Below are 15,441 nucleotides of genomic sequence, written 5' to 3'. Positions count from 1 at the left end.
TGATAATTTGCATTTTTCAAATATTTACATTAAAAAAACATATATTCAATGGAATAATGGTCTTATCATATCATCTGAAGAAATTCTTCTTGTTACATCTAAAAAAAAGAAAAAAAGTACTTTCAATCAAGAAGATATTAATAAATATATTAAACTCTTATCTAAAACAAAAAGCGTAATCAAAGAAATATCTGTAAAAAAAATATCTACTCCAACTCTAAACGCAGTGTTTTTTTACTCTGATAAAAAAAACAGCTCTCTAAATCTAAAATATAAGAATTATGACCTTCAATCCAATATCTTTATTTTAAAAGATATGCTCTTAATCCATATAAACAATTTACATGACCAAAACAATACAGTAAAACTAAGTGGTGATATAATTCTAAACGCAGTAAATAATACACAATATATAAAACTCAATGCCATCATAAACAATGATGCTAACATTACTGCGTTTGCAGTCGCTGATTCAAAAAAGCTTAGATATGGCGTTAAAAGCCATAGTTCCATAAAAAATATAAAACATATAATTAAGAAAATTCCATTTGATAAACATCTTATGTATTGGGTTCATGATGCCATAGCAGTAAAAAATTTAAATATAGAAAACTTTTATGGAGTGATTGATTACACTAATCTAAAAAATGCTTATAAGCAAATGTATCTCACTGCTACAGCCAATAGTTTAGCTTATAAATACAACCCTAACTTAGAACCTGTCATATCAAAAAAAACAATTTTAGAGTTTAAGCACGGTGCATTATTTATAAGACCTATAGAAGCCTATTCGTACAATACGTTTCTAAAAGAGAGTTGGCTAAAAATTGATTTTACACACAAACATGAAACATTAGATTTATACCTCATGCTAGATGGTATGCTTAATGATGCTATTTTATCTATACTAAAAGCATATAAAATCAATCTTCCTTTTAAACAAACGAAAGGCAAAATAGATACAAATTTACACTTAAAGATTGACTTGCAAACTATAGACACTGATGTTGTGGGTGATTTTATTACTGATAATTCTTCTTTTGATTTTATGGGTTTACATTTACAAGCATATGACGCAAAAGTTCATCTTAATAACACTCTGATAATGACAAACAATATGTTTATCAAATATCAAAATATTTTAGAAACAAATGCAAGTTTGATTTACGATGCAAAACAAAATAATGGTTTTATAGATTTTATGCTTAGTGACATTAATACTAGCGGAGTTAAACTTTCAAATAATTCTAAACCACTCCATGTAGTTTACAATATAGATACTAATAATAGTATACTAAACATTGATGCTTCAAGATGGACATATCTTGATCAAAACATTAGCTTTGCCCCACTCTCTTTACCTTTTAATATACATACATTATTAGTAAATATTCCATCAACTATGTTTACACTCAATGATATTGCCAAGGGATACATTGGTGGAATTGTTGATATAAACACTACAAAAGCCGAATTTGATTTAGATTTACTTGAATTTAATTATGCTGGTATTGTCTTAAATGAAACAAATATGCCTTTTAAAATAAAATACAATAAAGTTTTAACAATCGACTCACTTAATGATATTTATCTTAGCGTGAATGGTTCTCCTTACAGAGTTAAGAATGCTAAAGCTATCATTAACAACTCTAGTATTAAATTAAAACATACTGTTGTTGAAGTTGGTGACTTTATCAGTACAAAAATTTACGCTAAATATAACTACAATATTGGTAATATACATTTGAGTTTAAATAACTTTGTTTTAAAAAATCCAAAAACAAGTTCAGTACTTTATAATAACAATAAAATATTACTCCAAGCAAAAATCAAAGAAAATCATATTCAAATAAAATCAAATGAACTCAATGCAGAGTTCTATTCTGATGATACATTATGGAAACTAAACTTACACTCACTTGAGAGAATAGCAAAAGATTCACAATTACTAAAAAATTTAAAATTAACAAATGGTCAAGTAAGTCTACATAAAAAAAGTGATGAATATGAAACATACTTTGATGCTAAGGTAATATATCCTTATGCTTTAATATTTAATAACAATAAGCCTGTGAAACAATATAAAGCTTCAGGTAAAATCAGAAAAGATTTAAAAATTTATTTTGATGTAAATAAAAAAATTAAAGTAAAAATCAGTGATAAAGTGAAAATCAGCACTAAAAACATAGGTATCAATCTTCCTGCAATTATTCATCTTGTAAATGATTTAGAAGCTATAAATTCCAAAGAAAAACAAAATCAAGATCTATTTTTAAATGCCACAAACTCTTATATCTACTTAAGTAAAGATCGAAGGGCAATTTCTGATAAAATATACCTTCAGTATTCAAAAAACATTTTAACTGCACAATTACGTTACAAACAAGGAGATGCAGGATTCAGACTTGAAAAAAACAACTTTCATCTTTATGGAAAAAATTTTAATGACAAATATATGCAAAATATTTCTTCACTTTCTAAATTTAAAGGTGGTCGTTTAGATTTTTCAATAAATGGGATGCTCTCTGATTATGATGGTGTATTCTACATTAAAAATACAACAATGATAGACTATAAAATCTTAAATAATATACTTGCTTTTGTAAATACAATTCCTTCACTAGTAACTTTTTCTCTACCTGGATATAATAAAAATGGACTTAAAATAAATAATGGCTACATGAAGTTTCATTACAAAGATAGTGTTTTTAATATATCAGATTTATATTTAGCTTCTAATGAATTAACAATTCTTGGAAAAGGTAAAGCTGACATTGAACATGATAAAATTGATTTAACAATGAATTTAAAAACAGATTTAGGAAGCAATATTTCTAAAGTGCCACTTGTTGGATATATTATATTTGATGGAAAAAGTATTGCAACAACACTGGGTGTTAGTGGAAAATTGACAGATCCAAAAATTCAAACGCAGGTTGCACAAGATATAGTTGTTGCACCACTTAATATCATTAAGCGCACACTAACCTTGCCTTACAAGCTTATACAAAAAGCTGTAAATGATATCAATACAAGTAGATAAAATTCACTACCTTATTCATTTCTAAGAACTGTTAAGATATCTACTTCACTGGCTTTTTTTGCAGGATAATAAGAAGATGCCACTACAATAACAAAAGCACCACTAAGGATTAAAACAAAATCTTGTAAGCTTAAGTCAAGTGGTAATGTGGATGTAGGATAAACATCCTTAGGTAAAGATACAATATCAAAAGTCCCTAAAATCCAAATGCCACTTAAACCTAAAACAGCTCCAGCAACTATTCCAGTAATACCAATAACAACACCAAGATATAAAAACACTTTCTTAATCTCGACCGTAGTAGCTCCAAGTGAAAGAAGGAGTGCAATTTCCCCTCTTCTATTCATCACAGTCATTAAAAGTGACGAGATGATATTTATAGCAGCAATAAGAATAATCAACATAAGAACGATAAAAAGAGATGTTTTTTCCATTTCAAGAGCAGCAAAGAAATTTAAATTATCTTCCCACCATCCTCGTATCGTTACGCTGATTGGCAACTCTTTTTTAATTTTTAAGATATCTTCTCTAGGGGTATTTGAGTAGATATGAATACCATTATATTCATTGCTAGACATATGTAATATGGTTTGTAAAGAAGCTAAGGTAGTATATGAATATGCCTTATCATACGCAGAAAGACCTGAATCAAAATATGATCTTACTTTAAAGCGTTTGATTTTTGGTGTAACAGAAAATCCACCTGGTTCAACATTAGTAAAAATATACATTAGCTTGTCATCAAGGTTTAAATCAAATTCTTCTTTTAAATTTTTTCCAATAAGTACATCAAACTTTTTAAATGTATGATTTTCTATAGCTTTTTTCAAAACAGAATTAACATTTTTTTCATCTTGAAAATTCACACCAAAAAGGTATCCACCCTCAAGTTCTGTACCACTTCTAGCCATAACAGAGGACTGAACAAAAGGACTAAACTTCAATTTTGGAAATTTTTCTTCCAAATCTATTAGCAAGTTTTCATTAACAGCGCCATAAAATTTTGGAAGAATAGTAAGAGGATAATTCATAATAGTGAGTTTTTTCTTAAACTCTTTATCAAAACCATTCATAAGAGCCATCGCGATAAGAAGTACCATTACACCCAGCGAAATACCTAAAAAGGCGAGGAGTGCAGATATAAATATAAAAGGCTGATCTTTGTCAAATCGTAAAAAACGTTTGACAAGATAAAGAACTATTGACTTTTTCAAGAAGCAAATACACCTTTTTTTGGTCCACTTTTACCACAGCATTGTTTGTATTTTTTTCCACTACCGCAAGGGCAAGGATCATTTCTTGATACTTTTTTTGTCATAGTTTCACCCTCGGCATCTATATCTACATTATCATGATGATTGAGTCGTAAAAGTTCTGCTTGTGCTCTTTTCTCTTCTTCAAGTTTTTTTGTTAGTTTCGCTGCTTCTTCTTCAGCATTTTCGACTCTAAATTGTATAATATGAAGTGTACGTATAGTATTAAATTTAATGTCATTAATAAGTTCACCAAAGAGATTAAAACTCTCTTTTTTATATTCAACTAAAGGGTCTTTTTGGTTATATGCACGTAAACGAATACCAGTTTTCATATTATCCATCGAATAAAGGTGTTCTCTCCATGCATTATCCAACTCTTTTAGATAGAACTCTTTTTCAATATCTTGTCTTGTTTCTTCATCTAATACACTCATTTTCTCATCATAAGATGTCTTCAATAGAGTGAGTACTTTTTCGAAAAGTTCTTCATACTCTAAATTTTTAAGCGTTGCAACATCAAGATCAAAGTTGATTTGTTCTTTAATAAGTTCTGAAAGTTTAGTTAAATTGAAATCTTCACTTGCAGAACCAGCAAAAATATCAGCTAGTTCAAACACATTTTGTAACCATTCTGCTCTAATTTCGTCAATTTTAGCGGAGACGTCATAGTCACTACTTAAAAGTTGGTTTCTAAATTTATAAACAATTTTCCTTTGTTCATTTGATACATCATCATATTCAACAATTTGCTTACGACCTTCATAATGCATATTTTCAACTTTTTTCTGAGCTTTTTCAACTGCACGTGTGACCATTTTAGATTCTATATACTCACCATCTTCAACACCTAGTCTTTCCATGATTGACTTGATTTTATCACTTCCAAAAATACGAAGTAAATTATCTTCTAATGAAAGATAAAATTGTGTAGTTCCTGGATCACCTTGACGCCCTGAACGACCACGAAGTTGATTGTCTATACGTCGGTTTTCATGTCTTTCTGTACCAATAATATATAAGCCGCCCAAAGCCTTAACTTCATCACTAACTTTGATATCAACACCACGCCCTGCCATATTTGTAGCAATGGTAACTGCACCCTTTGCCCCAGCATTTTTAATGATCTCACCCTCTTGCTCATGGTTTTTAGCATTTAAAACAGTATGAGGAATTTTTTCTACTTTCAGTACTTCGTGAAGTGCTTCTGATTTTTCAATCGAAGCAGTACCTATAAGAATAGGTTGTCCAGTCTTACTAAGCTTTTTGATAGTATCTATAACTGCAGCAAACTTTTCTTCTTCTGTTTTATAGATAAGGTCATTGAGATCTTGCCGAGCAATTGGGATATTTGTAGGAATAGACACAACATCAAGATTATAAATTTGAGCAAATTCTGTTGCTTCTGTTTCGGCTGTACCTGTCATACCAGCTAGTTTATCATACATTCTAAAATAGTTTTGGAATGTAATATCTGCTAAAGTTTGTGTTTCTTCTTTTATCTCTACAGCTTCTTTCGCCTCAAGAGCTTGGTGTAAGCCTTCTGAAAATCTTCTTCCCTCACTAAGGCGTCCTGTAAATTCATCTACTATAACAACTTCACCATCATTGACAACATAGTCCACATCTTTTTCAAAAAGGTGGTTTGCTTTAAGTGCTTGATCAAGTGCATGAGGCAGTGTTGCATTTTCAGGAGAGTATAAATTTTCAACACCAAAAAGTTTTTCTGCTTTAGTTATTCCTTCTTCAGTAATAAGAACTACCTTATCTTTTTCATCAACAGTAAAATCTACATCTTTTTCTAGTTGCAGAGCAATTTTATTTGCTTTAAGATAATCTTGCATATTTCTATTCGTCGGACCAGATATAATAAGTGGAGTTCGCGCTTCATCAATCAAAATAGAATCCACTTCATCTACGATTACAAAATTATGTCCACGCTGCACCATTTGATCTTTTGAATAACTCATGTTATCTCTTAAAAAGTCAAAACCAAATTCATTATTTGTTCCATACGTTATATCAGCATTATATGCAGCTCTTTTTTCTTCTGGGTTATGCATATCTTCTAATATAACACCAACACTATAACCTAAGAAATTATATAAGGAACCCATTTCCTTCGCATCTCGAGAAGCAAGATAGTCATTTACAGTTACAAGGTGTACACCCTTGCCTTGCATAGCATTGAGTGTGATAGCTAGCGTTGCAACAAGTGTTTTACCCTCACCGGTTTTCATCTCTGCGATACGCCCATCATGCAAAACAATACCACCAATAATCTGAACATCAAAATGTCTCATATTGAGTACACGTTTCGCTGCTTCTCTTGTGATGGCAAAAGAATCCTCCAAAACATCATCAAGAGTTTTTTCTTCATTTTGAACACTCAACTTTAGTGCTTCAAACGCAGCTTTGAGCTCATCATCACTTAGTGCCTCATATTTACTTTCTAAGGCATTTATATTTCTTACTTTTTTTGCATATTTTTTTAATTCTCGGTCATTGGCTGTACCAAAAACCTTACCCATGAATGCTTGTAGCATTTGCAACCTTATGTCTGATACTATATAATATAGCATATAGTAATCATTGAAATTGTTCTTATTTTATCACATTAAATATAATAATTAGTATAAATGAATAATTTGCTATAATTTCCGCCTAAAGGATGTAAATGAAAAAATTATTTCTCTCAACAATTTTAGCACTTAATTGCTATGCGAGTATAGAAAATTTGCAATATTTTGATGCAGATTTTATTCAAAATATTAAAGATGACAATAATAAAGTAATCAAATATAATGGGCATATAAAAGCGGCAAAACCCCAGTACGCCTTATGGGAGTATAAAAACCCTATCAATAAACAAGTCTTTATTTTACCAAACAAAGTAGTAGTCATTGAACCAGATCTTGAACAGGCTATCATAAAAAAATTGAGTACAAATTTTGATATTTTTACACTTATTAAAAATGCAGAAAAAAAAGGCAAAGGTATCTATATTGCTAGTTTTAGAAATACAAAATATACAATTGAAATAAAAAATGATATTATTGAAAGAATTTCATACAAAGATGAATTTGAGAATAATGTCGAGATAGTATTTAAAAATCAAAATCAAAATAGCGTTATAGAAAAAAAATTATTTATTCCAAATATCCCTACTGACTTTGATATTATAAGAGAGTAAATTAATTTACAGATAGAAAAATCTATCTGTAAACATATGTAGATTATACTGGTTTAACAGTTATACCATATTTCTTTTCTGCAACTTCACGATCTTGAAGGTGATAATCTTTAATTTCATTAAAGTTAAGGTATTTATATACTTGATCTTCTTTACCAGCCAATTTTGCAGGAACAACATCCATATACTCTTCAACTGTAGGAATACGACCTAATTTAGCACATACTGCAGCAAGTTCTGCAGAGCCGAGATAAACTTGTGTTCCTTTACCTAAACGGTTATCAAAGTTACGAGTTGATGTTGAAAATACTGTAGAACCTTCACGAGCTGATGCTTGATTCCCCATACATAAAGAACAACCAGGAACTTCTGTTTGTGCTTTAATACCTTTATAAACATCATAGTAACCTTCGTTGATAAGTTGTTGTTCATCCATACGAGTTGGTGGAACAATCCAGAATTTTTCAACATTATGTCCAGTCTCTCCACGCATAACTTCACCGGCTGCACGATAGTGACCGATGTTGGTCATACAAGAACCTAAAAATACTTCATCAATTTTCGTGCCAGCAACTTCAGATAATAATTTAACATTATCTGGATCATTTGGACACGCTAAAATAGGTTCAGTAATTGTGTTAAGGTCGATTTCGATTACTGCTGCATATTCAGCATCAGCATCAGGTTTCATGAGTGAAGGTTTAGCCAACCAATCTTTCATCTTACCAATACGACGTTCAAGTGTAGTTTTATCTTGATATCCATCTTCAACCATAGCTTCTAATAGTGCTACATTTGATTTAAGGTATTCAATAACTGGCTCTTCATTTAATAAAACAGTACAAGCAGCAGCTGAACGCTCAGCAGATGCATCAGATAGCTCAAATGCTTGCTCTGCTTTAAGATCTGGTAAACCTTCAATTTCTAAAATACGACCAGCAAAAATATTGATTTTTCCAGCTTTTGGAACAGTTAAAAGACCATCTTTAATCGCTTGATAAGGAATAGCATTTACAAGGTCACGTAAAGTGATACCAGGTTGCATTTCACCTTTAAAACGTACGAGAACTGACTCAGGCATAGTTAATGGCATAGAACCAGTAACTGCAGCAAATGCAACAGCACCAGATCCAGCTGGAAAAGAGATACCTATAGGAAAACGTGTATGACTATCAGCACCAGTTCCTACAGTGTCCGGAAGAGCCATTCTATTTAACCAAGAGTGGATAACACCATCACCTGGACGTAAAGCAACACCTGAACGTTTTGAGATAAAGTCAGGTAATGTATGTTGCATTACTACATCTGATGGTTTTGGGTATGCTGCTGTATGACAAAAAGTTTGAAGTACTAAATCAGCATTAAAACCTAATGCTGCGAGCTCTTTAATCTCATCACGAGTCATAGGACCAGTTGTATCTTGAGAACCAACTGTAGTCATCTCAGGCTCTACATACATACCTGGACGAACACCGTCTAAACCTGAAGCTTTCCCAACCATTTTTTGAGCAAGAGTATACCCTTTTCCTGTATCAGCTGGTTGATCTGCAGTTAAGAATATATCAGTTGGTCCCATGCCAAGAACTGAACGAGCTTTAGAAGTAAGACCACGACCAACGATTAATGGTACACGCCCACCAGCTTGTACTTCATCTGTGATAGTGTTAGGATTTAACTTAAATGTAGCAACTGTTTTACCATTAATTTTAGCTTCACCTTTATATGGATAAAGAGTTAAAACATCACCAGTTTCCATAGAAGAAACATCCATCTCTAGTGGAAGTGCACCTGAATCTTCACAAGTAGCAAAGAAAATTGGAGCAATAGTAGAACCAATAACAACACCACCAGTACGTTTATTTGGCACGCCTGGAATATCTACACCAATATGCCATTGAACAGAGTTAACACCTGATTTACGAGAAGAACCAGTACCAACAACATCACCAACATAAGCGATTGGATGACCTTTTTTCTTTAACTCAGCAAGAGTCTCTAATGGTTTTTCCATTCTGTTAATAAGTAATGAGTTTGCGTGTAAAGGAATATCTGAACGAGTAAATGCTTCAGATGCTGGAGATAAATCATCAGTATTTGTTTCACCTGGAACTTTATAAACAGTTACTGTCATCTCTTCAGGGATTGGCTCTTTAGAAGTAAACCATTCTGCATTTGCCCATGAAGTCAACACTTTAGTAGCGTGCGTATTCCCTTCTTTATGAAGTTTCTCAACATCATTAAATGCATCATAAACTAAAAGTGTTTTACTTAAAGCTTTGACTGCAGCATCAACAACTTCTTGGTTTGAAGAAGTTAACGCGTGTACCAATGGAAGTACATTAAAGCCACCTAGCATCATACCTAGAATTTCAACTGCTTCAACAGGAGAGATACAAGAAACGCTAATCTTCTCAGTTACAATATCATTTAAAAATGCTGCTTTTACTTGCGCTGCATCATCAACACCTGGTGCCACACGATTTTTTAATAAATCTAATAGCTCATCCGTACAGTCTGCCTTAATAAGTTCTATTAACTCTGCTGTTTGTTCAGCAGAAAGTGGTAAAGGAGGAACACCTAGTGCCTCTCTTTCTTTTACGTGTGCTTGATAGTCTTTTAAAAATGCCATTGCAATTCCTAGTTTTAAATTTATTTTGCTAGTATTATATCCTAAAGTAGAGCTAGCTTTTTTATAGTGTTACTTATATAAACACCTATAGTTAAATTTATTTTGATTGTGTGTTGATTTGTAACAGATCACAACCCACGACTTTGAATTTCAAGAGCTATTTCCTCTCTTTCTCTACCCATGTAGTTTGTTTTGAGCCATTTTAAGTATGAGTCAGGCAACTCACTGTAGAGTAAGCCTTTATATTTACCAAAAGAGATTTTTTGCATACTTTTTACTATTGTTTTATTTTCTTGCATTATTGCATTTAACTCACTCAACAGCACAATCTTACTAAATTCTTCAAAATTGATTTTTTTTTGAATGCTAAACGAGTAAGTACTAAAGTCAAAATATCCATGCCTCTGCTGAACAAAATCTTGACTTTGTTTAATTTGTTCTACTGAAAGTTCTTCCAAATTAGGAATATGTACACTAAAAGAGTTCTTATACTGTGTGAAAACAAAAAGAGGTTTTGGCATTAGAGAATCTCTCTTATACCCTTTGCATTTGGTGCAGAAAGTATACCCTCTTGTTCAAGTTGTTCAACAACTCTTGCTGAACGGTTATATCCTATTTGAAGTTTTCTTTGTAAGTAAGATATAGAAGTTTTTCTATCTGTTAAGACAACATTTTTAGCATCTTCATAGAGTTCATCAAGTTCTTCATAACTTTCACTGTTGCCTGTTTTTGAACTACTTTCACTTTCTTCTACTAAAAAGCTTTTATCATAATTAGGTTCACGTTGTGCTTTTATGAATTCGACTATCTTTTCTATCTCTTCTTCGGTTGCCCATGGAGCATGTAAACGTACAAGTCCTGTTGAACCTGGAGGAGTAAAAAGCATATCCCCACGTCCTAAAAGTGACTCTGCCCCCATTTGATCGAGGATGATTTTTGAGTCAACTTTTTGTCCAACTCTGTAGGATATTCGAGATGGTAGATTAGCCTTAATGAGTCCTGTAACTACATCAACAGAAGGACGCTGTGTTGCAACGATAAGATGGATACCACAGGCACGAGACTTTTGCGCAAGCCGTGCAATGGAGACTTCCACATCTTTCCCACTTGTCATCATCAAGTCAGCAAGTTCATCTATAATGACGACAATATAAGGAAAATGTTCTCCATTTTCTTTTTTTATCTTTTCATTATAGTTTTCAATGTTTTTCGTTCTTGTCTCTGCCATTAATTCATAACGACGTTCCATCTCGGCTACCATATTATTGAGTGCTGCAATAGCTTGCTTTGGTTTTGTGATGACAGGTGTCAAAAGATGTGGAATGTCATTGTATGTTGAAAATTCAAGCATTTTTGGATCTATCATAAGTAAACGCAATTGATCGGGTGAATTTTTATAAAGCAATGACAAAATCATTGCATTGATACCTACACTTTTTCCACTTCCCGTTGTACCAGCTATAAGTAAGTGTGGCAATTTTTTAAGGTCTGTAACAAAAGGTTTTCCAACAATATCTTTACCCAGTGCCATAGTTAGAGGAGAAGAAGAATCTTTAAAAAGTTTATCGTCTAAAATTTCGCGTAAATAGATAGTATCTACAGTCTCGTTAGGTATTTCAATACCTACTACATCTTTGCCTGGAATAGGTGCTTGAATACGGATAGTTTCAGCTGAGAGTGCCATAGCTAGGTCATCTTGAAGATTTAAAATCTTACTAACTTTTACGTTTGCAGCAGGTTTAAACTCAAAAGTAGAGACAACAGGACCTGCATATGTTCGCACAACATCACCATTGATTTTAAAGTGAGCAAGTTTTTCTATAAGATGCTGAATTTTTGCATCAATTTCACTTTCATCAATATTTTTTTTACCTTTTGTAGGTTTTTGTAAAAAGTCAACAGAAGGAAGTTTGAAATTTTTTGGTTTTTCTACCTTACCTTTGTCTATTGTAGCAAGTAATTTTGCATTTTCTTCTAGCTCTTCTACGATGATTGCATTTTTATGTTCTTTTACTTCTGAAGCAATATCAAGTAGATTTTTTTGTTCTTTCCTTTCTTCTTGTTCTTCTTCTACTATATGAACTTCTTCTTGCTCTGTTTCTTGTTTTCTAAGATAAGTAGGTTTATCTATCTCCTCTTCATCAATAAGTTCTGGAGTTACTTTCTCTACTTCTTTAGAAAGCTTCTTTTTTCTCTCTTTTTTAGTTTGTTTCATTTCAGTTACTGCGTTTGACTTCTCTTTTTTAGGAAGTGAAACTGTGGGTGTTTTATCTTTTATTAATCCTATAAAATACGCAACTATTTCAGAACTATTTTTATCAGCTACAATAACGATAGAAACTGCCGTAATAATAAACCAAAAAACCCAAAGTCCAAATAGCCCAATATAAGGAGAAAGAAAATCAACAAAATCAGCACCAAATTTACCGCGCAAGTCATTATGGACTAAAAGTGCCTGCGCAAGTAAAAAGGAGTAAAATATTAAAAATGATGCAACTAGAAGTTCAGAAGAACGAAAAGAAAATGAACTTTTTTTATATAAAAAATATAAAGGCACAAGGAGAATAAAGAGCCAAACAAAAGCAACATAACCAAAATAAAGTTTGTTATACGTTGCAAAAGTTGAACCAAAACTACCCATAAGACCAGTGTCGCCAAAAATTGTAGAAAAACCAAAGTAGATTAAAAGACCAAAAAATATAATAAAGAACGTATCTTTCAAGAGTGTAAACCTTTCAAATGTAAGTAATATATAAAAAAAGAAGTATAGCTAAAAATATTTATAGGTAGTTAACTAAACTCAATTTTGACACTTTTCCTACAGTTGAGAGCATAGCCTGATAATTAAGTGTCAGTTGGTTCAACTTTAATGAAGCTTCAGCTAAATCTGTATCTACAACATCAGAACGCAAAGTCATAGTACTGATTTCTAGCAAGCTTGTTCTCTCTAAAGAGTTTGTCAATGTATTTGATTGCGCACCGACTTTTGCATGCTCTCTTGAGATATGTGACTGTAATTTATCCAACATTGTAAGTGCATTTTCTATCCCTGTATTTCGCAAATCACCACTAGAAGTGTCTGGGTAAAGTTTATGATCTTCTACTGCAGTAATTGCATCGTTTAGGTTTTTAAAAAAATCTGTTTTTGGATCAACAATTGTTAACGCATTATTTGCATTAAAAGAAAGAGCAGATGCTGAAGCATTAAAGTCGCCACTATTTGCATCATATAAAGAGATAGTAGCTTGGGTCGTATTTGCCAACAAATCTGTAAAAGCAATTTTTCCATCATATGTCAAATAAGTATTTGCCGAGGTGTTGGATGAAGTAACCGCATTATCATAGTCTGTTGCTGTATTAGCAGCTGGCAAACTGTTTGTCATAGACATATTGATTACATCCATAAGTTGTTGATATGTCATCTCGTCTGCTGGAACTGCCTTACGTCCATTTGAATCCATATCATAGATGTCAAAATTTGTTGCCCCACCATCTAAAGAAAAAGTAGAACCACTTGTTTTGAAGTCTATTTGAACAGGTGGAGTAAAAGCGCTTCCATCAATTTTATTTCCACTAAGAAGTAACTGCGTTCCATCAAGCGTACCTGCTGTACCTTGAGAGAGATCTGCAACTTCAGAAATCTTTGTAGAAGGCGTAGCAAACTCATTTGAACCTTTGAGTATTTGAGCGACACTTGAGCTAAGTTGCGCTCCATCTTGAGCAAACTGTGTTCTGTCATATAACAAGCCATCAATATTACTTATATCTGATGTACCAGAAGCATAAGGTGATTTAACAAACTCTTTTACATACAAATCATTAGCAACAGCGGGAGGAGTTGGATTTATAATCTCCACAAAATTTGTTTCACCACCATCCAAGTTACTAATCTGTCCAAGTGTACCCGCATAAACAGCATCATTTATATCAGCCTCATCATTGCCATCCGCCTGATTAAAATCAACTGCACCAACCATATGAAAATCAAGCTTACTTGAGCCTTTCATCTTGTCCTCTATGGTTATCTGTCCATAAGGATTCAATCCCACGTTAACAACTTCTACATTTGCTGTATTACCATACAATTTCCCGATGTCTTTTAGGAGGGATTCTACAGAATCATCATCAGCTTTATCTATTTGCGCATTAAACGCAGTCCCGTCACTTTTGACACCTCTAACATAAAAGTGATGCTTATTTGCTGCATCGCTGGTGTTGTCAGTATCTCCCATTAAGTCTCTAATAGTGTCACTTGTCGTAATAGTTATGGAGTTTGCGCTATCTGTATTTGAGGCATCAAAACTTTTTTTACTCAAATTTTCTAAGATAACATTACTAGTGATATTTCTTTTAACAAGGCTATCTTCACCCAAAAACAGATCTGCTCCAGAGAGATTATACTGTTGTTGATTGTTTGAACCTAAAAAAGCATTCATTGTTTTGTCATTGCCCTTATATGTACCATCATCAGCAATCGGTTTTGTATCAACTGCTGTACCAGAGAAAAGAAACTGTCCATTTATAGAGGTATTTGCAAGATTTTTGAAATGTTTTTCTAAACCTCGAAGTTCATTAGCAATAGCATCTAAAGAATCGACACTATGGGTACCATTTGCTGCGTTTAACAAAAGTGTTCTAGTCCTATCCATCGCAGTTTCAAATTCATTTAACACTACGTCAGTCTGATTAGATACTTTATAACCACTTTCTGTACTTTTTTTAATCTGTCCAATAGTCGTCATTTCATTATCAAGTTGCATTGTCTTAGTGAAAGTCGTAACATCATCACTCGCATATTGGATTTTTAGTCCAGATGCTATTTGCTTATTTACATCAAAAAGCTCATTATTTATTTTAAGGTTATTTGTACCATATAAACTCTGGTAGTACATACTTGATGTTACACGCATAATATTTCTCCATTTGTAAAAAAATCACAAGCTATAATTAAAAGTATAGCAATAAAAGTTCCATTTAACTCTAAATCGACAGAATGTTATTTACTTTTAAGCAACATGTCACTATTATTTCACTCACAAGACACAAATACGCCAGAGTGATGGAACGGTATACATAGCGGATTCAAAATCCGCCGCCTCACGGCTTAGGGGTTCAAATCCCCTCTCTGGTACCACTAAAACAACATTTGTTTATTCTACATTACTTTTTTATACTTCAAGCAAATATTAAAATAAAACGTAACCATTCAGCACCCAACCCCAACAGGAGTGTAAGCTTTTCCATCTAAAGCACTTTTAAGTCCCTGTAGAACAGCAATATTATTCTTTTTCATGGTAGAGATGTAACTTCTAATCCTGCAGAA

Annotated in this window: 8 protein-coding genes and 1 tRNA gene; 3 read left to right on the top strand and 6 right to left on the bottom strand. The window is 32.6% G+C overall.

Annotation, left to right across the window (positions count from 1 at the left end; genetic code table 11):
- Nucleotides 1-7 precede the first annotated feature (7 nt).
- Complete coding sequence (locus MV052_RS04005; RefSeq protein WP_297441194.1) at nt 8-3,043, top strand: AsmA-like C-terminal domain-containing protein; 3,036 nt, start codon at nt 8-10, stop codon at nt 3,041-3,043.
- A gap of 11 nt (nt 3,044-3,054) precedes the next feature.
- On the opposite strand, the gene MV052_RS04000 is transcribed toward MV052_RS04005, so the two are convergent.
- Nucleotides 3,055-4,257, bottom strand: coding sequence for an ABC transporter permease (locus tag MV052_RS04000; protein ID WP_297441193.1), 1,203 nt, complete (start codon nt 4,255-4,257; stop codon nt 3,055-3,057).
- Nucleotides 4,254-6,842: a preprotein translocase subunit SecA gene (secA, locus tag MV052_RS03995; RefSeq protein ID WP_297441192.1), complete on the bottom strand. Its 2,589-nt coding sequence runs from the start codon at nt 6,840-6,842 to the stop codon at nt 4,254-4,256. The genes MV052_RS04000 and secA overlap by 4 nt, the downstream gene beginning before the upstream one ends.
- 131 nt (nt 6,843-6,973) lie before the next feature.
- Between secA and lolA the strand changes: the two genes are divergently transcribed.
- A complete protein-coding gene (gene lolA / locus MV052_RS03990; protein WP_297441191.1) occupies nt 6,974-7,489 on the top strand; it encodes a LolA-like outer membrane lipoprotein chaperone in 516 nt (171 codons plus the stop codon).
- Between the two features lie 43 nt (nt 7,490-7,532).
- On the opposite strand, the gene acnB is transcribed toward lolA, so the two are convergent.
- The 4 genes from acnB to MV052_RS03970 all read right to left on the bottom strand — a co-directional run bounded on the left by acnB (nt 7,533) and on the right by MV052_RS03970 (nt 15,028).
- The gene (gene acnB / locus MV052_RS03985; RefSeq protein ID WP_297441190.1) at nt 7,533-10,118 is read right to left on the bottom strand and encodes a bifunctional aconitate hydratase 2/2-methylisocitrate dehydratase; all 2,586 of its coding nucleotides are present in this window, start codon (nt 10,116-10,118) and stop codon (nt 7,533-7,535) included.
- Nucleotides 10,119-10,246: 128 nt separating this feature from the next.
- The gene (locus tag MV052_RS03980) at nt 10,247-10,639 is read right to left on the bottom strand and encodes a DUF3820 family protein (protein WP_297441189.1); all 393 of its coding nucleotides are present in this window, start codon (nt 10,637-10,639) and stop codon (nt 10,247-10,249) included.
- The gene (locus MV052_RS03975) at nt 10,639-12,840 is read right to left on the bottom strand and encodes a DNA translocase FtsK 4TM domain-containing protein (RefSeq protein ID WP_297441188.1); all 2,202 of its coding nucleotides are present in this window, start codon (nt 12,838-12,840) and stop codon (nt 10,639-10,641) included. Before MV052_RS03975 ends, MV052_RS03980 begins: the two co-directional genes overlap by 1 nt.
- A gap of 58 nt (nt 12,841-12,898) precedes the next feature.
- Nucleotides 12,899-15,028, bottom strand: a complete 2,130-nt coding sequence (locus MV052_RS03970; protein ID WP_297441187.1) for a flagellar biosynthesis protein FlgL — start codon at nt 15,026-15,028, stop codon at nt 12,899-12,901.
- Nucleotides 15,029-15,168: 140 nt separating this feature from the next.
- On the opposite strand from MV052_RS03970, the gene MV052_RS03965 reads away from it, so the two are divergent.
- Nucleotides 15,169-15,252: transfer RNA gene (locus tag MV052_RS03965), tRNA-Leu, on the top strand.
- Nucleotides 15,253-15,441: the final 189 nt, after the last annotated feature.

Source organism: Sulfurimonas sp., assembly GCF_026988655.1.
Classification (GTDB): Bacteria; Campylobacterota; Campylobacteria; order Campylobacterales; family Sulfurimonadaceae; genus Sulfurimonas.
This window is presented reverse-complemented; position numbering and strand designations above follow the sequence as displayed.